Consider the following 20,668-nt stretch of genomic DNA (forward strand, 5'->3'; position numbering starts at 1 on the left):
ACCGATTTGACCTCGCCACCCCCACGGCGAGCGAATGTGAGCCCGATGGTACGGCCGGGCGTCGGGCCCGAGCAGGGGTTTGACGGGCATGCCGACAGTAATTTCGGAAAGGGCATGTCCGCGCGCCGCCCGTCGTGCCATGCTGACTTCCTGCCGTTTCCGGCCACACGAATGATGATCGCCGGTCGGAGGCGTTATCGGGGGGATCATGGCAACGGGTGGATTTCAGCAGCAGCCACAGGAACAACTCTGGTTCGGAATAGGTGTAGTAGGCCCCAGTCGGGTCGGAAAGACCTCCTTGATCGTGTCGTTGATCGAGGATGCCCCCCGCATTCTGGCCGGCCGGGATGCGGTACTGCGTGTTCATGACCAGCCCACGACCGACGCCGTCAACCGCAGGCTCAACGAGCTGCGCGGGGCGGTCCGTGCGGGATCTTTCCGCAGGCAGGCGCTGCGCAGCACCGAGCGGATGACGTACTACAAACTGGCCCTGGAAACCGGGATAGCCGGTATCGCGGTGTATCTGAACGTGCTGGACTTTCCCGGTGGATGGCTGAGCCCGGAGCAGAACGCACCGCGTCCCGAGGAAAAGTGGCAGGAGTGCCGCGAGTTCATCAGCCGAAGTACGGTGCTGCTGGTTCCGGTGGATTCCACCGTCGTGATGTCCGCCACCGACCCGGAACATGAACGGATGGTTCCGGAACTGCTGAAAATTGCCCAGGTGGAACAAGTGGCCGAATCCTGGGCCACGGCCCGCGGAACAGAACCGGAAAACCGCGCTCTCCTTCTCCTGGTGCCGATGAAGTGCGAGAGCTATTTCAATGACAATGGTGGCTCGAAGGACGAATCCGGGCTGCTGTTCAAGAAGGTGGAGAAGATCTACGGCCGTGCCCTGGACGTCGTCCGGGCGAACGCCCCGCACGCCCAGATCCTCTACTGCCCGCTCGACACCCTCGGCTGTGTCGAGCTGACCGGTGCGCAGAGCTGGCTGCCGGACGGGGACGGGCTCCAGCTCAGCGCCGAGTTCACGGTGCGTCCCCCGGGCGAGATCTCGGTGAAGGGGGCCGAGGAGATCCTCATCGCCGTCTGCCAGAACCTCGCCGCGGTACGGCACGCCGGGCAGCAGGAGAAGACCCGGCAGTGGGAGCGGCGCCACGACGAGATCGTGGAGGAACGAGGCCGCCCGATGACCCTCCGTCAGCGATGGCGCAGCCTGGTCAGCGGCGAGCGGTGGGAACTGCGCGAGAGAGGGGAGTTCGCCCGCAAGCAGGCCGTGCGCGCGCTCCGCCAGGAGGAACACTTCGAGCAGCTGGTCGCCGACCTGGCGTTGCGCCCCATGGGGCCCCGGATTCGCGAGCTGTGAACCCGTCACCACCGATCACCATCCGCCGGGCGTGAGAGGAAACGACGGTGCGAGCACATGTACTGACACGGGGCTGGCGACGGCAGGACGACTACACCTTCTTCCCCGCGCCTCCGGAGGACCGCTGGTGGGAGCGGTACGGCGAATACGTCGACTTCGACTACCCGTCGCTGCTCGTGGAGGCCGACGGGGTCTCCTGGCGCGCCTACCTCGGCGGCCTGACCACCTCGCGTGAGGACGTCACCGGCACCCCCATCCGGCTCTCCCTCGCCCTCGCCGGGGACTGCGGCCCGGGGAGGGAGACGGACTGGGCGGCCAGGCTCGTCGAGGAACACGTCCACGGCCAGGGCCGGGGCGACGAGGCCGGTGCGGCCGTGGAGAAGGGCGCGCTGGGGGCGCTCGACCAGGTCTTCGACGAGGCGGCCGTGGCCGCGCTGTTCGCGGGCCCACCCGAACCGGGAGCGGGCGCCGACGACCTGGTCGACACCGCCGTACGCGGACATGCCGACACCGCCGACACCGCCGTACGCGGACCTGGCGGCACCGCCGTACGCGGACCTGCGGACACGGCCGGGAACCGGTCACCCGTCGACCGCTCGCCCGCCCAGTCGCCGTCCACGCCCACCGGCTCATGGGTGGCCGGGATCGGCGGGGCCGAGGCACGGGAGGCGTTCGTCGGCCACGCCGGCGCCCTGCTCAACGGGACGGTCACCGGACGTGCCCTGGTCCTCAACAGCCTGCATGATCCGGACGCGTTGCCCAGGCCGGCCCCCGGCGAACACCTCGTGGTGCTCGCCGACGCGCCGGAGGAGAGGTTCGGCCGTACGCCGGTGGCCATCGGGGGAAAAGTCTCAGGGCGGCCACCGGCCGCCCCGGTGGACAGCCGGCTGGTGTGGGCAGCCCTGGCGGTGGGAGTGGCGATCGTCCTGGTGCGGTGCGCCCGGCGGCGGAGCGCATCGCCGCAACGGGACACCTGACGGCGCGGCCCGCAACGCCCGCACTGCAGCGCCCGGACGCGTCGCGGCACCGGGGTGTGCCGCAGGGGCCGACGGTGCCGCTACGTCCGACCGTGCCACCGCACGCAGACGCACCGCCGCGCCCGGATACGCCGAGGCCGTCCGCCGCGTCGCTCGTCATGTTCTCGCCCGGCTGTGCGACCGCACCGGACGCCGGGGGCATGGCCCGGTCGATGGCCCGGTCGCCGGATGCCTTCCGGCAGTTCGACCTGCAGGTGACCTGGGGTGCCGAGGACGTCGACGGAGCCCGGGAGGCGCTGCTCACCCGGCAGGGGCTGGCGGCGGGGAGTCTGTGGGTCGAGCCGCCGAGGCATCGGCTCGCCGGCCGCCTGTGGCGGGGCGTGCTGCGTGCGACGAGCGGTGTGCTGCCGGGGCGCGGACCGGGCCTGGACCGGACCCCGCGGCGCGCCCTGCTGAGCGTGGACGGCGTCCCGGCTCCACGGTCGGCTCACCGGCCGGTACCGGCCGGTGAATGGAACCTCCTGCTGACGCCTGTCTGGCGTACGGGAGCGGGCACCACCCTGGCGGTCGCGCAACTGCCGGTGCCCTGTCAAGAATGCGATCAACCGCACGGCGGCGGAATCTGCGTACTCCTGCCGCTGTCAGGAAGCCAGGAACAGTGACCACGTCCCCGCGCCGGGTGCGTTTCCCGGGAATCTCCTCCGAAGCCTACGAACACCCCTTCGCGCAGGCCGCGTTGTCGACCGTACGCAAGGCCAAGGGCTTCGACCTCGTGCTCAGGAAGGTGATGGGCGCCCCGGGCGAGGCCGCGATGCGGATGCACCACCTCGCCTGCGCGGTGAAGGTCGGCGACAGCCAGTTCCGCCGGCTCAACCAGGTGATGAACGAGGCCGCGCACACCCTGGACGTCGTCGAGCCGCCGAGCCTCTACGTCAACCGGGGCATCGGCTTCAACGCCGTGACCATCGGCTTCGACAAGCCGTTCATCGTGCTCGGCGCCGAACTCATCGACCAGATGAACGAGGACGAGATCCGCTTCGTCATCGGGCACGAACTGGGTCACGCCATATCGGGGCACGCCCTCTACCAGAGCGTGGCCTGGTTCCTGGCCGCGGTCGGCGCGGGAGGTCTGCACGGGGTACCCGGCGGACCCCTGGTGCTGAAGGGGATCGAGCTGGGCCTGCAGGACTGGGGACGCAAGTCCGAGCTGTCCGGGGACCGCGCCGGACTCCTGGTCGGGCAGGACCTGGAAGTCGCCGTCCGGACACTGATGATGCTCGCGGGCGGCCGGCAGACCGCGGAGATGAACCCCAGCGCCTTCCTGGAACAGGCCGCCGAGTTCCAGGACGCCACCGGCCTGCGCAACCGCATCGTCAAGTGGATGATGCCCTCCTCGGACCACCCCCTGCTGGTGGTCCGCGCCGCCGAACTCGACCGCTGGGTGCGCGAGGGCTCGTACAGCCGGATCGTCCACGAGGGCGACTACCCGCTGCGCGGCGAGTCGGCGTCGGTGAAGGACCGGCTCGCCGAGGGCCTCGGCGGGGTCGGGCGGGCACGGGCCTCCCTCGACGCGACCGACGGCACCGCGAGCGGCCGGCTGGGGCGCCTCGGAAGCCTCGGCGGCCGCGCGGGGGACGGCACCCGCGGCTTCTTCGGCCGCCCTCAGTGACGCAGGACAGCTGACCACCGGCACGGCACGGGGAGGCCGCGGTGTACGAGCAAGAGATCAGCAGGCGCAACCCGGGTTGTTTCCTCTTCCTTCTCGACCAGTCCTACTCGATGGGCGCCCCGATCTCCGGCAGCCCCGCGCCGAAGGCCTCGGCCCTGGCCGCGATGATCAACGAACTGCTCTACGCGGTCGTACTGGAATGCACCAAGGACTTCCAGGAACTGCCGAGGCACTACTTCGACGTCGGGGTGATCGGCTACTCCGGGAACGGCGTGCGGCCACTGCTGCCCGGCACCTCGCGCCGCCGCGCCCTCGTCCCCGTCCACGCCTACGCGGGCACCGGACGCCCCGTCGAGCACTCCCGGACGCTGCGCCGCGCCGACGGCGGCGTGGAGCACGAGCAGACCACGGTCCCGGAGTGGATCGCGCCCCTCAACGCCGGCTGGACACCGATGTGCGAGGCGCTGGGAACGGCGTACAAGGTGCTGCGCGGCTGGGTGAAGGAGCACCGCTCCTCGTTCCCGCCGATCGTCCTCAACATCACGGACGGCCAGGCCACGGACGGCGACCCGCGCCGCGCGGCGCGGCGCATCACCCGGCTGGAGACCGGCGACGGCCGCACCCTGCTGTTCAATCTGCATCTGTCGGAGGCGCAGGGCACGCCCATGTCCTTCCCGGTGCTCGCGCCCACGGGCGTGCCCCAGGCCGAGCTGCTCTTCGAGATGTCGAGCGTCCTGCCCGGCACACTCGTCCAGGCGTCGGGGTACGGGGGCCGGATCGCGCCAGGCGCCCGGGGGTTCGTGTTCAACGGCGGTGCGACGGCCCTGATGGATTTCCTGCGCATCGGGACCAGCACCACCTCTCTGATCGGCGAGCATTGAGCGAGAACGGCCCGCTGCCGGGGCGCGCCGTCCTGCTGTGCGAGGCGCTCGTCGTGCCCAAGGCAAGCGCGGCGGAGTGCGAGGACGCGCACGCCTGGAACGCGCACCGGGCGGCGGTCTGCGACGGTGCGTCCCGGGCGTTCGCCTCGGGCCGCTGGGCGACGCTGCTGGCCCGCGCCTTCCTCGTCACCGAACTCGACGGGCCGGACCGGAGCGGGCCCGACATGCTCGACGGCTGGCTGCACGAGGCGCGCGGGCTGTGGGCGGAGCAGACCGCGCAGGCCGCCGAGGTCCCCGTCTACATCCGAGGGGCCCTGGCGCGCGGCTCGGCGGCGACCTTTGTCGGCGTGGACACCCGGGACGTGACCTCGACCCGCGCCGGCACCGGGCCGCTGATGGAGTACCGGGCGTTCGCCGTGGGGGACTCCTGCCTGTTCCACCTGCGCGAAGGCCGCCCGACCGAACTGTTCCCGCTGGACCGGCCCGACCAGTTCGACACCCATCCCGACCTGGTGTCGACCCGGGCAGAGGCGCCGGCGTCCCTGGCTCCGGTGCTGCGGACCACCGAGGGCGCCTGCGGTCCGGACGACGTCCTGCTGCTGATGACCGACGCGCTCGCACAGTGGGCACTGGAGGCGGCCGCCGAGCACGGCAGCACGGTCTGGACGTTCCTCGAACGGGCCGACCCGGACGAATTCGGCGTCAGGGTAAGGGAGTTGCGCGCCTCGCGGGAGATGAAGGAGGACGACGTATCGCTGGTGCGCTGCCGCGCGGTCGCCACCGCCCGAGCCGTCGCCCTTACGCCCACCGCCGCGTCATGACGCGGCGTACGCCGGGTGCGGAGGGCCGCCCGCCGCGCACGCGCGCAGCACGTCCTCCAGCGGCGGCGCCGCGTCCGGCGGACCCGCGCACAGGTCGGTGAGCCGCTCGGCCAGTCGCCGTACCGCCGTGTCGGGCGACCGCGCCAGTCCCTTCCAGATCTTCGTACGCCCGGGGGCCAGCAGGTCGTCGCGGGTGAACAGCAGATGCTCGCCGTCCGGCCGGTCCGCCCACAGCGAGGGATCCGCGGCCACGGCCCGCAGCGACAGCAGGATGACCAGCGCCGGGAAGGCGTCGGCACCGGGACCCCAGTGGCCGATGTCCCGGTGCGGGTGCTGGTAGTTGCGGTGCCCGAACTCGCCGGGCGCGAGATGCGCGGCGAACGGCACCCATACGGCGTCCAGGTCGACCAGGACCACCCGCAGATCGTCCCCGACGATGATGTTGCCGTGCTGCAGATCGCCGTGGCAGATCCGCGACGAGGTCAACTGGCCCATCGCCACCCGCCAGTTGCCGATCAGATGATGCAGCGCCGCTCGGTCCCCGCACAGGTCCGACACCGCCTCGTCCAGCAACTTGCCCTCGATCCAGGGCATCAGGACCAGCGGCCACCACTGCCCCGACAGCCTGATGCCGTGCTCGATCCACTCGGCCTCGACCAGCGGCGTGCCGTGCTCGACGGGCTGTGCGTGCCGGTGCGCGGTCAGCGCGCGGTACCGCTCACCGCCCGAGGCCGGCTCACGGGACATGCAGCGGATGGCCACGCGTTCGTCCTGCCGGGTCCGGGCCGCGAAGACGATGGCGTTACGGCCGGTCGACGCGAGCGGCATCCCCGTGGCCCCGAACAGGATCTCGCAGTGCGACAGCCGCGGATCGGCGAACACCTCGCCGGGCCTGCGCACCGCCGACGCGTACTGGGGCTTCGCCGGCCATACGGCGGGGGACGTCATTCCTGGCCCCGGTAGACGACCCGGCCGGGGAACACCTGGTCGCCGACGCGCAGCCAGAGCCGCAGACAGGTGAGGGTGTCGCCCGGGCGTCCGCCGACGCCGAGCCGGATGTCGTCGCCCGCCCGGGTGTGCCGGCGGGCCTGGCGGTACGGCCGGGCCGGTAGTACGGCCTCCACGTTCCGGCCCGCCGAGTGCAGCTCGCGGTAGAGATCGAGCGGGGCCGCGTGCGACTCCGCCGCCAGCTGGTTCCACCAGCTGCCCGGCGCACCCGGCGGCAGATGGGTGACCGAGCACAGCGCCTCGTCCACGGACACCGAGGCCCGCAGCCGTTCGGCGCCGTCGCGCGGACTGCGCTCCAGCGACTCCAGACGCTTGGTCAGCTCACTCCGGTAGGCCTGCGACACCTGAGGATCCGTCAACCGTGTGGAGCCGCCCGTCCACACCCGGTCGAGCAGAAGACACAGCGCCTCGTCGTGCTTGAGCAGCGCGAAGACGATTTCGGCGAGGTCGGACGCCTCGGTCACCTTCTTCCGCACGGTCCGGATCCCGCCCCGCCCGTCCCCTGACGGCGGCAACAACACCTCGTCCGCCCAGCCCGGCAGCGTCTCCCATGGCTCCGCCCCCACCGGGTCGGCCCCCGCCGCCCGGGTACGCCAGACACCGGCATGCCGGTCGGGCAGCCGGAGCAGCGTGAGGTGGTACCAGCGCCGGACCCGGTCCGTACCGTCCGGCCCGTCCGACGGGGGTGGCATGGCACCGGTCGCGAAGTCGTTGACCTCGGGGGAGCGGGCGAGTTCGGTGGCCAGCGCCAGGATGGGTGGGGGAGGGGGAGTGGCGGGTCGGGGTGGTGTGCGGGGGGTGGTGGAGCCGTTGGGGGCGCCGGTGGGGTGTGGGGGGCCGGGCTGGGCCGCCCCGGGCCGGGGGACGTCGGCCGGTTGGGCTCCGGCCTGCGCGGGATCGGCCTGGGGGATCTCCCCCGCCGGTAGGAATCCAGCCTGGGGGATCCCGGCTCGCGTGCTGTCGGTTTGCGAGACCTCGGCTTGCGGGGCTCCGGCCTGGGGGGATGCGAACCGTGAGCCCCCGGAGGCTCGACCGCCGCCCTGCGGAACCGCGGCGGCCGGGGAGTCGTCCTGCGGACTCCCGGCGGTTGGGAATCCGGCCTGCGGAACCTCGGCGGGAGGGGCACTGCCCTCTGGAACCCCGCCCGATCCGGGCACGCCCTGCCGTGTCTCGGCGAGTAGCCGGTCCAGTGCCTCCAGCAGCGCCTCGCACGCGTCCGCGCCCCGGTCCGTCGGGGCCGCCGTGAGGGCCGCGCGCAGGGTGCCGCGCAGCCCGGCGAGCCCGGCGGCTGTCACCGAGGCGAGCAGGGAGTCCTCGGTGCACAGCAAGTCCTCCCAGGGGACCCGCACCTCGGACCCGGGACGCGGTCGGGCCGTCACTGCAGGCCCCCGAAGGGGTCGTCCTCATCGGCCCCGTCCGTGTCCTGGACGGTCATCAGATGCCTCAGCACCCGCCCGGGTTCGTCCTCCACATGCTCCCGATCCCGCGCCTGCCAGAACGGCACACCGCCCAAGTGCACGCGCAGCGCACCGTGTTCGTCCAGCGAGGCGACGAACAGCGCGCGGGACTTGGCCTCGGTCTCGGGGCGGGACAGCCGTCCGAGGGTCATCGTTCGTACGGTGTCCTTCTCCTTGATCCGTACGTCGAACTCCCACTCCCCGGACGCGAGCGTCTCGGGCAGTGGCTTGGCTCCGAGCAGCCCCCGACGGGTGGGCGAGCCCGGTGCGTTGGAATCGTGGAACACCTCGGCGAACGCGCTGCCGGCGCCGAAGACCGGTGTTCCTTCGCCCACCTTGGCGGAACCGGCGATCGTGGAGTTCACGTAGATCGCCATCGGTACGTCTTCCGGCCGCTCACCGGGTTGCAGCAGCCCCTCCTTGCCGAGCCTCTTCCAGACGTCGATAGAAGGACCCTGGGGAACGACCGTGTAGTGCGGATCTCCCTGCGAGAAGTACGCGTACACGTCCAGGTCCATCGTGATCTCGTACCGCGCCTTGATCCGGTATGGCCAGATCTTCACCGGGAACTGATGGGGCGGGTCACCTGGCCGCCCCGGTCGGGGACCGGGGCACTTGAACTGCCCCCAGGTGATGTCCGTGCCGCCCTGACGCACCCGGATGATCCGGATGACCTCCTGGATGTGCTGGGCCTTCGCACTGCGCACGGCCAGGACCGGCGGCACTCCCTCGGTGTGCACAAGTTGGTGCAGCACCGTGTTGGCCCCGAACAGGGCGAGATCCTTGCTCCCTTCCTGCAGACCCAGAGTGAAGTGGCACGGTAGTGAGAAGAACAGGTTGTTGACGTTGATCTGGACAACGGTGCGTCCGTCCTCCAGAGCCTGCACGGATCCCTCCGACGTGAAGGAGGCCTGTCGCACCTGCTCGGCCCAAGCGGCACCGATGGAGGTCGCCGTCTTGGCGTACTCCCGCTCCACCTCGATGTTCGCCGGGTCCCAGTCCAGCTCCCGGCCCTTCCCGAGGCCGTCTGCCAGCACTTCACGCACCAGCGGCATGGCGCTGGACTTGCCGGTCAGGACCACACGGTCGAGCGGCATGTCCTTGTGCAACTCACCGAGCATGCCGTCAGCGAGAGCGGCGACGCCTTCCAGGTGCCCCTTCACGAGTTCACGGAACCCGGCACCGTCCAGCTCGAACGCGACGGCGGCAGGCGGGTCGCCGCCCCAGCCGAGACTGTCCAGCAGACCCGACAGCTCCTGCTCCGCGAAGTGGTACGGCGAAGGACCGTTCGGCATCGTGGAGTCGGCGCCCCCCAGATGGATCTTCGCCTGGTCGGCCAGCTTCCACAACTGCTCGAACGTCCACAGCATCCGCTCACGCTCGCTGGCCGGGGCGGTCTGCCAGCAGGTCGGCACCACGGCTTCGACGAGTGTCCGGGCCCGGGAACGCGGTTCGACCTGTGTCGAGCGGTAGTCCCGGGCCAGCCGCCCCGGCATGTAGTGACCGGCCTTGTCGAGGTAGGTGGACTTGGCCTCCAGCAGATCCGAACGGAACCGCTCGGGGTGCGCGGCGATGAGCCGGTCCGCCAGCTCCGCCTTGAGCCAGTGGAACACCGAAAGGGTCAGAAGGTCACCGCCGAGCCGGGTGTGCCCGCTCGATCCCTGTACGGTCGGCGTCAGTGTGTAGTGCCGGCCCAGCAGGTGCGCGTCGGGCCGCCTCAGCACTTCGACGGGGGTCGTGTCCGTCAGCGTGAGCGTCAGCAACGCTATGTCCGTGGTCCCGCCCCCGATGTCGATGGCGAGCACGTTCTGCGTCCAGCCGGCCCCCGCTCCCAGGGAACGGGAGCGGGCTCGGAACGCCTCCACTCCCGTGTCCAGATCGCCGCCGAAGTCCCGCATCACGAAGAACATGACGGCGGCCACGGCCTCGTCGAAGTGCATCGACACCCGTTCGACGCCGAGCCCCTCCGACACCAGCGACCTGAGGGTGCGCCGCACGTCCGGGGTCGCCACCGTCGGGTAGGTCACGACCACGTCGTTGAGCCGGCCCGAGCCGAGGCGGCCGGGGGCCTGCCGGGCTATGTAGCGGTCGGAGCGGTCGATGAGATACCCCAGCGCGGACTGGATGAGCATGTCCGAGGTGGGCGGCGGATGGCCGGGCAGCTCGTCCATGACGCGCTCCCTGCCGAGCTGCAGTTTGAGCCCGCGGAAGGCGGCCAGGGGCACCCGCGCGACACCGCCCGCCGGTGTCGTGACCTGCCCGGGCAACCGCTCCTCCTCGCCGAGGCGCACGGTGAGCGGGTCCGTGGACAGCACTTCGAGGCGACTGGACACCTCTGCCGTACCGTCGCCGAGTTCCACCGGGAACAGCCGCATCTGTTCCAACGGCGGCACGGCGAACGCGGCGTCGTAACACCGGTGCAGGCGCGTCGCCAACTCGGTGCGCAGCAACTTCGAACAGTCCGGGATCCGCTGCTCCAGCAGCAGACACAGCCGGAACAGCCCCTCCGTCCCCGTCTCCGACGCGATGAGTTCGGCCGGGGACCGGGGGTCGGCCGGGCCCCCGTCACCCAGCCCGGCCTGGGCCAGGGCCAGGGCCAGTACGGACCCCCATTCCGTCATGACCATGTCCGGGTACGGCTCGCCCAGCACATGCTTCAGGACCCCTTCGCGCAGACGCGCCGCCTGGGCCGGTGAGAAGGGCTCCCGTACCTTGAACTGGCCGTCGTACAGGGTCACCGTCGAGTTGCAGGTGCCGTAGTCGATCGCCGCGTGCCCGAGGTACTGGTCGTCCTTGTCGGGGACGCGACTCAGCGACTGCGCGGAGCGAGCGGCAGGCGCGGTGACGGGGGGCGCCGACTCGGAGAAGGTCGCTTCACGGGTTCGCGCCGGATCGGCCCACACCGGCGCGCCGGGCGGCACAGCGGCGGGGGCACGGAAGGACACGGTGGCGTAGGCACCGCTCCGGTAGGGGATGCCCCGTACCTCACGGCCGGTCAGCGGGTCGACATGGAAGTACTCCACGTCGACCACCAGCCGGAGGGTCGTGTTCCCGTGCTCGTCGAAGAAGCCCGGATGCGGGACCGGGGCCGGCCGTATGTCGTACGTCCCCGCCACACGACGGCCGCGTGGATCGTCCTCCTGCCAGATGTCGGCCAGGCGCGCCGCCCAGTCCCGGGCGGACGGTGGCAGCCCCTCGGCCCGGCAGGAGAAGTACTCCACCCACACCGGACCGGTGCCCTGGTCCATGGACGTCAGCCGGACCGTGGGCAGCAGGTACAGGCCCTGCCCGTCGGGACGCAGCTCGATGTTGCCGGCGCGGTCGGTACCCAGCAGAACGGTCTCCAGGGTCATTTCCCGTCTCCCCCGCCGAAAGGCCCTACTGGGAATACCGCCGGACTTCCGGACCCGAAGGAGCCGGTCTCCGCGGAAGGCTCCCAGGAGTAGACCGAGTCCGCCGCGTGCCGGCGCAGTTGCTCGGCGACGTCCGCGAGGCCCAGGGTGCTCTCCCTGCCCCCGGCGGCGGCTGTGGCCAGCGCGCCGGCCATCTCGTTCACACGCAGTTCATCGGTGATGAAGGACGCGGCCTGGGTACGCAGGTGGCTCGCCAGCAGCCGTTGCCGGCGCGCGAGTCCGGCCAGGGACTGGCGGAGCACCATCGCCGCCATTTCGCGCCGGTGGCGGGCGATGGTGGTCTGGTGCCGCGACGAGGCGTCCATGCCGGAGGCGACAAGGCTGTCCGGATGCCAGGGCAGGATGTGCCCGGGGCGCAGCGGGAAGTGCTCACGCAGCTTCTCCTCGTCCACCACCTCGGCCGGACCCATGTCTCGCAACACCTTCTCCGCCTCGTCGCGCAGCCACTGCAGGGACGTGGCCCGAGACAGACGAGCGGCCGCCTTCTCCCCGTCGGACGTGGAGCGCAGCAGCGCGAAGACCTCCGGTGTGATCACTGTCGCCAGTTGCTCGGCCGTCGCGACGACCCGCCGCTGATACCCGAGCAGCCAGGCCTCCACCGCGGCCAGCAACCGCGCCGAACCGGCAGCCTCGATCTCGCGGCACGAGTCGCGGAACTCCGCGAAGAACTCGTCCGTCCGCACCGGCACCCGGTGGCCGCCCTGGAGGCGGCGCGGGTCCACGTGCTCCTCGTCGACCGTGCCGAGCAGGCTGTTCCAGGACGGCCATGTGTAGACCCGCTCGGCGGTCTCCCGCTCCAGTTCCGTGAAGAGGCTCGGACCCGGTGTGCTCTGTGCCCGCCGGGAGTACAGCCGGTGGGCATCGAGGAGTTCGACCTTGGCCCGGTCCCGTACCTCGTTCCATACCGTCTGCAGGGCGATGAGGTGCTCGCGTACCGCGGTCTCGGCCTGGTGATCCACGTGGTCCCGGCCGCCCGACGCCTCCAGGGCCGTGTGCAACTCGCGCAGCGCCTCGACGACGTCTTCGCGACGTTCGGCGAACTGGCCCAGGCGGAACGCGGCACCGTGCCGGCTCACATGGTCGCCCAGCCGCCCGCGCAGCCGCTCAAGTCCGCCGTCGTCCGCGAAGTCCGTGAGTATCCGGTCCAGGCCGCCGCTCAGGGCGTCGGCGCTGAGCCGGCGACCGATGTCGCGCCAGGTCTTCGCACGCTCGTCGGCTTCCGCTGTCCGGGCGTCGAGATCGCACTTGTCGCGGAACTCCTTGCTCACCCGCTCGTTCCAGCCGCCGACCCCCATCGCCCGCATGGCCGAGGTGAGCAGCACACGGTCGGTCGGCCCCATGGTCGCCGGGGGCGTATCCGGCGAGGTCACCAGGCGCTCGGCGCTCGCAAGCAGTTCTCCCAGCACCGCGACGTCGCCCAGCAGCCGTTCCCTGGTGAGCTGCTGGGTGTCACGCCGATAGGACTCAAGCACCGATTCGGGGACGCGCAGGTCGTGGAACCGGCTGATGAGCGCGATGACGGAGTCCTCCATGGAGTCCGACCGCTGCGCCGCGTGCCACATCCGGAACACGCGCCGCAGTGTGTCGGTGGCAGGCCCGCCGGCTTTCAGCAGCATCAGCAAGGTGTGCACCGAGTGGAGTTCCGTGCCGCACACATACGCGTCCCGTACGGCGCTGAAGTCGCTGTTGAGCCCTGGAAAGTCGAGGAGCCGCAGCTCCGCTCCGGGAAACGCGGAGAGGTCCCAGACGGACGGGGCCACCCGCACTTCCCGGACGAGCCTGCGGATCAGAGGGAGCGTCGCGCGCAGCAGGTCGGCGGTGAGCGGCACTCCGAGGCCGGAGTGGGCGGGGCCGGCAGGACGGGCGGAGAAGCCGGAGCTGTCGGAGGCGCCGGACCAGGAACCGGCGCGCGGATCCACCCCCTGCTCGGCGTCCGCCCCGGGCAGGACGACGGCCGCGCGCGCGAGTTCGTCGTTGAGCTCGGCGGTGTGTCCGAGCAGCGGGAGACCGGACTCGTGCATCCGCCGCAACGCCCGGTCCAGGGAGCCGATTTCCTGGAGCACTCCGGCGAGCGACTGTGCCAGGCCGCCGGTCAGATACGTGTCCCGGAAGCCAAGCAGCCCACCGCAGTCGGGTTCATGGATCGGTAACTCCCGTAACTGGAGAACGACTTGAGGGGACAGGCCTGCCTTCTGGGCCTGGTCCGCCAGCTCGTCCCGAAGGTGGCGCAGGTAGTCGAGCGTCTGCGCCTGGGTGAAGTACTCGACGCGGACGGCGGACGGGTACGACTCGCGGATGTGAGGAGGTGCCGCCTTGGCGTGGATGAGGGTGACGTTCCCGGTCACCGCCTCCTCGCCCACCGGGAGGAGTTCGGGCCGCCCCAACAGCAGCCCGAGCAGCAGGGATTTGCCCGCGCTCACCTCCCCGACCAGACCGATGCCGAACGGCGCCCGGGCGCTCTCCTCCGCCCGGCGCAGCGCTTCGAGCGCCCGGCGGTGTGCCTCGCGGACGCCGGGATCGGATCCGGGCCCGTCGGGCTGATGTCGTGTCAGCAGCGCGGTCAGTTCCGACGCGTCCGACGCACAGCGTGCCAATTCCCCCAAAGACACAGCTCACCTCCCGGCCCGTACCGGCCGCCGACACGGCCGGTGAACGTTCCGCCCCCGAGCGGATGCGGCACCACCGTAGAGGTGCGGAATACCCGAAGAAAGGCAAATAGACAAAGAATCTTGTTTGTGGAGTACTAAATAATTAGTCATGATTTATTGGGCATTGAAGGTGGACGGGATCCGCCCGCTGTGCACGATGGCTCCATGGGATCGCCCGACGTCCCGGACCCGGAGCCGCCCTACCGGCCCTGGCCCGGCGAACAGTTGCCGTACACGCCGTCCACCGCCTCACCCGGCGATTTCACGGAGCCCGCCCCACCGTCCCGGCGCCGACATACCTGGCTGCGGGTCGCGGCACTCACGGTCGCCGTGCTGGGCATCTCGACGGGCGCCGTGCTGTTCACCCAGGGCGACGACAACGGGCCCACCGGCGACACGGGCGCGGGCACCACCGTCGAGACGACCGACGAGCCGACGGATGAGCCGACCGACGAGCCCACGGACGACGACACCTTCACCACCGAACCGATCGAGTCGCCCACGGACATCGAGCCGTCGGAGTCCGAATCCGAGCCCGACCCCGATCCCGATTCGGATCCGGGGTCCGAGGAGACCTACGTCGACGACCTCGCCGTCGGCGAGTGCGCCGACAAGACGGAGAGCATCTCCTACCTCCAGCTCGTTCCCTGCGACGGCACGCACGACGTGCAGACCCTGGCCAAGACCGAACTCGACGACGGCTTCGGGTACCCGGGCGACGACGCGATCGCCGAGGAGGCCCGCTCGCTGTGCGACGAGGCCTACGGGGACGCCTCGGAGAACTGGACGTCCGACGAGGAGGAAGGCCTCGGCTGGACCAAGGTGGTACCGAACGACGAGACCTGGGAAACGGGGGACCGTACGGTCGTGTGCTTCCTGGAGGCCTACTTCTCCGGCGAGTCGTTGGAGGAGGACTGGCTCAACTACTCCGGCGTGTGAGGGGCCCGGCTCCGGCCGCCGGGCTGCTCGGGGGCGCTGTGTGCCGGGTGGGCCTGGGCGAGGTGGTGTTGCAGGCGGGCGTGGCGGAACTGGTAGACCGCGCCGGCCTGGCGGAGCACGCCGCGCCGGTAGGCGTCGTCGAGGAACGTGACCAGGGTCCAGGGCAGATGCCCCGTCAGCGGCAGCCAGATCCGGGCGAGCACGAGCCACTGGCCCCAGGCGGTCAGGGTGAGGGCGAAGCCGAGGGCGCCGCAGAGGCCGCTGACGAGGCCGCTGACGAGTCCGGCCCTGAGGGACCAGGAGAGCGAGCCCAGGGGGCCGTCCTGCAGGAGGCCGATCACGGCTACGGATCCGAATCCGACCGCCACTCCGAAGGCGGGTGCCCAGACCAGGAGTTGGGTGATGACCGTGCGGCGGTTGGCGTTCAGAAGGCTGCGCGGGTCGCCGGCGGAGTCGATGTCGAAGGGGGTTTCCAGGAGGCCGAGGAGGCAGAAGGTGAGTCCGGCGGCGCCGCTGAAGATGAGGCCGAAGACGATTCCGTTGGCGAGACCGAGGTGCAGCGCGACCGTGGACCCGACCTTCATGATGTCCGCGTTCATCATGCCGATGAACAGGAACCCGTAACCGAAGCCGAAGACCAGTCCGCCCAGCGACCCGAGCACCAGCCGAGGGCCGGCCGTCCAGTGGAGGGCCGCCGGCCTGCCGCGGATGCTCAGGCGGACGGCCGACGGCGTCACCTGCTTGTCCTTGACCGTGAACGTGAGCCAGTGCATGAGCCCGAACACAAGGCCGGAAAGCAGCGCGACGACCGTCGCGTCCATGAGGGCGTACTTGAGCACGGCGCCGAAGCCGAGACTGGCGACGAAGTCGACCAGACCGATGACCAGTCCCGTTGTCAGGGCGGTGACCAGCGTGCGGGTGGAGCGGCGCAGTCCGCTGTCGAGCCGCCACCAGGCGAGGTCCGAGGTGTTGAGCCGGGCGAGGTGGCCGAGCCAGTGGCGGGCGCGTTCCGGGTCGAAGTCGCGTCGTGGTCCGCCGGCCGGACTCCGGTCATGGCGAGGGCGGTAGACGACGGGGACGAAGTTGTCCAGAAGGTGGTCTTCCAGCTCCGCCGGGCTGCCGAAGTGCTCGGTCTTCAGGAGGTCGGCCGGGTCGTGGTCGGGGGTGTCGCTGTAGATGGTGCGGGCCAGCGAGACCATCAGCGGCGTCTTCAGGACCGTGGCGAGGGGGGACGAGGGCTGCTTGCGCAGTGCGGTCAGTACGGGGGACCAGACGTTCTTGGCGGACTTCGCGCCGCCGGTCTTTCGGGTGGTGAGGGGCAGGTAGGCGGCCAGGTCGTCGAGGGTGAGGTCGGTGAGTTCGATCGCCGCGGCGGCCGTCAGTACGTCGGTTTCGGCGACCGCGGCGGTGTATTCGTCGGGGCGGCTGGTGAGCAGCAGGGGTTGCCGGAAGGCGTTGAGGGCCTCCAGCGCGGGGCGGCGCAGACCGCGGGCCATCTCGTCGAAGCCATCCAGCACGGGCAGGACGCGGCCGGACTCGACCAGTGCGGTGGCCAGGCTCTCCCCGCCGGGGCCCGGTGCGGCGTAGCCGGGGTGGTCGCGCGTCAGCCGGTCGGCCAGCCAGTCGCGCAGGGTGATGGCGGTGGGGTTCCAGGCGCCGATGCTGAAGATCACCGGCACGGGATCCGCGGGGTCGCGTGGCGTCAGGTAGTCGAGGACGAAACGCAGGGTCAGGATCGTCTTTCCCGAGCCGGCCTTGCCGAGGACCACCAGTCGCCTGGACGGGATCTTCCGGAAGACGGCGGCGATCTGCTCCAGTCGGCCGTCCAGATCTAGGGGATCGGTATTGAGGGGATCGGTACCGGCTTTCGCGGGCCGGAGGATGGTGGCCCAGTGGTCGATCAGTGACTCGGGCACCGTCTTCCAACGGACTTGAAGGGGGAAGGGGTCCTGAACCCGGCGTTGTTCCTCTTCGCGCCGCCAGCGGGCGGCCACCAGATTCGCGAGTTGTTCGGCGGGGCCGTCCAGGGGGTCGGGCGGCCGCGGATCGTCGTTCTTGCCGAAGGCGGCTTCCAGTAACTCCGTGGGCTCTTCGGGCCCTAGGCCCAGCCCATCGGCCAGATCCTGAACCGTGTTCATGCGCGGGTTGGATGCCCTGCCCGTCTCCAGCCTGCGGATGGTGGCCACACTCACCCCGGAGGCCTCCGCCAACCGCTCCTGGGTCATCCCCGCCCGCTCGCGCAGCCGCCGCAGGACCTTGCCGAACTCATCGGCCACAAGTCACGGCCCTTCCCTCAGATATGAACTTTTCGCAGGTGAGGGACTCTAACGCGACCGCCGCTCATATATGACCGCTTCAACGATCTGTCACGAACCCTCCACCGGGGCCACCTTCGACGCATCGACGTCAGCGACCGGCTCGACCGGCCCGGAGGACGAGGGACTGCCATGCCGACAGGAAGCGACGACCAGGGACGACCGCCCGTCTCCGCCCTCACCCCGCGCGAGCGCGAGGTGCTCTACGCCCTCGGATGCGGCCTGCAGGACGCCCAGATCGCCGACGAGCTCGCCGTGCCCGAGCAGGAGGTGGCCGGGCATCTGGGGCGGATCCTGGAGAAGTTGGGGCTGCGCGACCGTACCGCCGCCATTGTGCACGCCTTCGACTGCGGTCTGGTCGTGCCCGGAGAGGGCCCCCGCAGGCAGGCGGTGAGCGCGGTGGCGGGGATCACCACAAGCCGACAGGGCGGCCCGGTGTCCGAGCCACGGCTTCGGATCTCCGTGCTGGGCCCGTTGCGGGCCTTTCTCGACGGGCGCCCCGTGGACCTCGGCCCGCTCCGGCAGCAGGCCGTGTTGGCGGCGCTGGCGTTGAGCCCGCACCGGTCGGTCAGCATGCAGGCACTGCTGGACGGGGTGTGGGGGATGGAGTCGCCCGACGGGAACGGCGTACCGGTCTACGTGTACCGGCTGCGTAAGGGTCTGCGCCTCGGGGAGCGCTCGGACTCGGTGATCAGGCATGACCGCCACGGCTATGGGCTGGTCCGTGGTGTGGTCGAGGTGGACGTGGCGTGCATGGAGGCGCTCGTCACCGCGGCCCGGACGGCCGAGCAAGGCGGTGATCTGTCCGAGGCGGTGCGCCTGTGTTCCCGGGCGTCGGAGCTGTTCCGCGGTGAGCCGTTGGCCGGACTGCCGGGGCCGCTCGCCGAGTCGGAGCGGCTGCGTCTCGTCGAGCGCAGGGTCACCCTGGTGCAGCGGACGGCGGACTGGCAGTTGAGGCTCGGACGCGTCGCCGAGGCGATCGCCGGTCTGTCCGCTCTGGCCCGGGAGCAGCCGCTGAACGAACCGGTCGCCGCGCTGCTGATGCACGCTCTGGGGCGCGGCGGGCGGCAGGCCGATGCGCTGGCCGTCTTCGACCGCACGGCCAGGCGGCTCGCCGCCGACCTGGGGGTGGCCCCGGGCGAACCGCTGCGGCGGGCACGCTTGCGGATCCTGCGCGGGGACGACCTGGGTCACGGTCGGGCCGGTGCGGCATGAACGGGGAGACCACCCGGGACCCCGCCGAGGAGTGCTGCCGACGAGGGTCTCCGGAGCTTTGTTCCATCGCAGATTCATCGGCTGCTTCTAGCGTCCGACCCGTGGAGTTCGAATCGTGAGAGCAAGGAGTGTGCGATGACGAAGAAGAAGCGAGTGACGGACGACGAGTTGGAGGCGGAGGAGCTGAGGAGGCGAGAGGAGGAACTGCGCGTCGCGAGGCAGCGTGCCGCCGAGAGCAACCGCAGCGCCCAGACGGCCAGTTCCGACACCGGCAGCAGCAACACGAGCAGTTACGACTCGACCAGCAGCAACACGACCAGTTACGACACGAGCAGTAACACAACGAGCTACGACTCGACCAGCTACAACGACAGCAGCAACTACTGACCTGTCGCTTCGGGACCCGCGACATGAGGCTGTCCTCCTGGGCGCCACCCGGGAGGACAGCCGACCTCGATGCCTCCCTCGACCCGCCGGGGACGTCCCACAGCACGGTTCAACACTCGATGATGTTGACCGCCAGCCCGCCCCGCGCCGTCTCCTTGTACTTGACCGACATGTCGGCGCCGGTGTCCTTCATCGTCTTGATGACCTTGTCCAGGGACACCTTGTGCGAGCCGTCCCCCCGCATCGCCATCCGCGCCGCCGTGACCGCCTTCACCGCGGCCATGCCGTTGCGCTCGATGCACGGGATCTGGACGAGGCCGCCGACCGGGTCGCAGGTGAGGCCGAGGTTGTGTTCCATGCCGATCTCGGCGGCGTTCTCGACCTGCTCGGGGGAGCCGCCGAGGACCTCGGCCAGCGCGCCCGCCGCCATGGAGCAGGCGGAGCCGACCTCGCCCTGGCAGCCGACCTCGGCGCCGGAGATGGACGCGTTCTCCTTGAAGAGCATGCCGATCGCGCCCGCGGCGAGCAGGAAGCGGACGACGCCGTCCTCGTCGGCGCCGGGCACGAAGTTGATGTAGTAGTGCAGGACGGCGGGGATGATGCCGGCCGCGCCGTTCGTCGGGGCGGTGACGACCCGGCCGCCCGCCGCGTTCTCCTCGTTCACGGCCATCGCGTAGAGCGTGATCCACTCCATCGCGTGCGCCAACGCGTCGCCCTCCGCGCGGAGTTGGCGGGCCGAGACCGCGGCACGGCGGCGGACCTTCAGGCCGCCCGGCAGGATCCCCTCCTTCGCCATACCCCGCGACACGCACTCCCGCATGACCCGCCAGATCTCCAGCAGGCCCGCGCGGATCTCGTCCTCGGTGCGCCAGGCCCGCTCGTTCTCCAGCATCAGCGAGGAGATCGACAGGCCCGTCTCCCGGGTGAGGCGCAGCAGCTCGTCGCCCGTGCGGAAGGGGTACTTCAACACCGTGTCGTCGAGCTTGATGCGGTCCGCGCCGACCGCGTCCTCGTCGACGACGAAGCCACCGCCGACCGAGTAGTACGTCTTCGACAGCAGCTCGGCGCCCTGTGCGTCGTACGCCCACAGCGTCATGCCGTTCGCGTGGTACGGGAGCGCCTTGCGGCGGTGCAGGACCATGTCGTCGTCGAAGGAGAACGGGATCTCGTGCTCGCCGAGCAGTCGGAGCCGGCCCGCGGACTTGATGTCCTCGACCCGCTCGTCCGCCCCCTCCACGTCCACCGTGCGCGGAGAGGCGCCCTCCAGGCCGAGCAGCACCGCCTTGGGCGTGCCGTGGCCGTGCCCGGTCGCGCCGAGCGAGCCGTACAGCTCGGACCGGACCGACGCGACGGAGGACAGCAGGTCCTCGTTGCGCAGCCGACGGGCGAACATACGAGCCGCTCGCATCGGGCCGACCGTGTGGGAGCTCGACGGACCTATACCGATCGAGAACAGGTCGAAGACCGAGATGGCCACGGGGACTCCTCAATAGGGTGGTGCAGAAAGTTCTGCGGGGTGCCCCGCCCGCTCACTGACCAGTGTGCGGGACACCCCACAAAAAGGAACTACTTGTT

At 70.7% G+C, this 20,668-nt stretch carries 15 protein-coding genes; 9 read left to right on the plus strand and 6 right to left on the minus strand.

The annotated features are described in order from the left end of the window. Positions 1-304: 304 nt before the first annotated feature. The 6 genes from POF73_RS38500 (at position 305) to POF73_RS38525 (ending at position 5,711) form a co-directional block, all read left to right on the plus strand. A complete protein-coding gene (locus tag POF73_RS38500; RefSeq protein ID WP_334313651.1) occupies positions 305-1,363 on the plus strand; it encodes a hypothetical protein in 1,059 nt (352 codons plus the stop codon). Between the two features lie 47 nt (positions 1,364-1,410). Then, on the plus strand, positions 1,411-2,340 hold the full coding sequence (locus tag POF73_RS38505) for a hypothetical protein (RefSeq protein ID WP_272123987.1): 930 nt from the start codon (positions 1,411-1,413) through the stop codon (positions 2,338-2,340). Between the two features lie 92 nt (positions 2,341-2,432). Further along, on the plus strand, positions 2,433-3,002 hold the full coding sequence (locus tag POF73_RS38510; protein WP_272123988.1) for a hypothetical protein: 570 nt from the start codon (positions 2,433-2,435) through the stop codon (positions 3,000-3,002). After that, positions 2,999-4,009, plus strand: coding sequence for a M48 family metallopeptidase (locus POF73_RS38515; protein WP_272123989.1), 1,011 nt, complete (start codon positions 2,999-3,001; stop codon positions 4,007-4,009). Before POF73_RS38510 ends, POF73_RS38515 begins: the two co-directional genes overlap by 4 nt. A 41-nt stretch (positions 4,010-4,050) precedes the next feature. After that, on the plus strand, positions 4,051-4,890 hold the full coding sequence (locus tag POF73_RS38520; RefSeq protein ID WP_272123990.1) for a vWA domain-containing protein: 840 nt from the start codon (positions 4,051-4,053) through the stop codon (positions 4,888-4,890). Continuing rightward, a complete protein-coding gene (locus tag POF73_RS38525; protein ID WP_272123991.1) occupies positions 4,887-5,711 on the plus strand; it encodes a hypothetical protein in 825 nt (274 codons plus the stop codon). Before POF73_RS38520 ends, POF73_RS38525 begins: the two co-directional genes overlap by 4 nt. Here the strand turns inward: POF73_RS38525 and POF73_RS38530 are convergent. The 4 genes from POF73_RS38530 to POF73_RS38545 are packed head-to-tail and all read right to left on the minus strand — an operon-like array spanning position 5,706 to position 14,198. After that, positions 5,706-6,659 (minus strand): hypothetical protein, encoded by a 954-nt coding sequence (locus POF73_RS38530; protein ID WP_272123992.1) that lies wholly within the window; start codon positions 6,657-6,659, stop codon positions 5,706-5,708. The two genes, POF73_RS38525 and POF73_RS38530, sit on opposite strands and share 6 nt — an antisense overlap. Continuing rightward, complete coding sequence (locus POF73_RS38535; protein ID WP_272123993.1) at positions 6,656-8,098, minus strand: hypothetical protein; 1,443 nt, start codon at positions 8,096-8,098, stop codon at positions 6,656-6,658. Before POF73_RS38535 ends, POF73_RS38530 begins: the two co-directional genes overlap by 4 nt. Continuing rightward, positions 8,095-11,529, minus strand: a complete 3,435-nt coding sequence (locus POF73_RS38540) for a hypothetical protein (RefSeq protein ID WP_272123994.1) — start codon at positions 11,527-11,529, stop codon at positions 8,095-8,097. Before POF73_RS38540 ends, POF73_RS38535 begins: the two co-directional genes overlap by 4 nt. Further along, positions 11,526-14,198, minus strand: a complete 2,673-nt coding sequence (locus POF73_RS38545; protein ID WP_272123995.1) for a dynamin family protein — start codon at positions 14,196-14,198, stop codon at positions 11,526-11,528. The genes POF73_RS38540 and POF73_RS38545 overlap by 4 nt, the downstream gene beginning before the upstream one ends. A gap of 204 nt (positions 14,199-14,402) precedes the next feature. Between POF73_RS38545 and POF73_RS38550 the strand changes: the two genes are divergently transcribed. Further along, positions 14,403-15,176, plus strand: coding sequence for a septum formation family protein (locus POF73_RS38550; protein ID WP_272123996.1), 774 nt, complete (start codon positions 14,403-14,405; stop codon positions 15,174-15,176). Here POF73_RS38550 and POF73_RS38555 read toward each other — a convergent pair. Beyond that, positions 15,161-17,452 carry an NACHT domain-containing protein gene (locus tag POF73_RS38555; RefSeq protein WP_272123997.1) on the minus strand — a complete coding sequence of 764 codons (2,292 nt, stop codon included), beginning with the start codon at positions 17,450-17,452 and terminating at the stop codon, positions 15,161-15,163. The genes POF73_RS38550 and POF73_RS38555 overlap by 16 nt on opposite strands. A 171-nt stretch (positions 17,453-17,623) precedes the next feature. On the opposite strand from POF73_RS38555, the gene POF73_RS38560 reads away from it, so the two are divergent. Together POF73_RS38560 and POF73_RS38565 are read left to right on the plus strand one after the other, a co-directional pair. After that, positions 17,624-18,706, plus strand: coding sequence for a BTAD domain-containing putative transcriptional regulator (locus tag POF73_RS38560; RefSeq protein WP_272123998.1), 1,083 nt, complete (start codon positions 17,624-17,626; stop codon positions 18,704-18,706). A gap of 135 nt (positions 18,707-18,841) precedes the next feature. Continuing rightward, the gene (locus tag POF73_RS38565) at positions 18,842-19,093 is read left to right on the plus strand and encodes a hypothetical protein (protein WP_272123999.1); all 252 of its coding nucleotides are present in this window, start codon (positions 18,842-18,844) and stop codon (positions 19,091-19,093) included. A 109-nt stretch (positions 19,094-19,202) separates the two neighbouring features. Here POF73_RS38565 and POF73_RS38570 read toward each other — a convergent pair whose 3' ends face one another. Next, positions 19,203-20,570 (minus strand): L-serine ammonia-lyase, encoded by a 1,368-nt coding sequence (locus POF73_RS38570; RefSeq protein ID WP_272124000.1) that lies wholly within the window; start codon positions 20,568-20,570, stop codon positions 19,203-19,205. Between the last annotated feature and the right edge of the window lie 98 nt (positions 20,571-20,668).

Origin of the sequence: Streptomyces sp. HD (assembly GCF_028369295.1) — a bacterium.
In the GTDB taxonomy this organism is placed as follows: Bacteria; Actinomycetota; Actinomycetes; order Streptomycetales; family Streptomycetaceae; genus Streptomyces.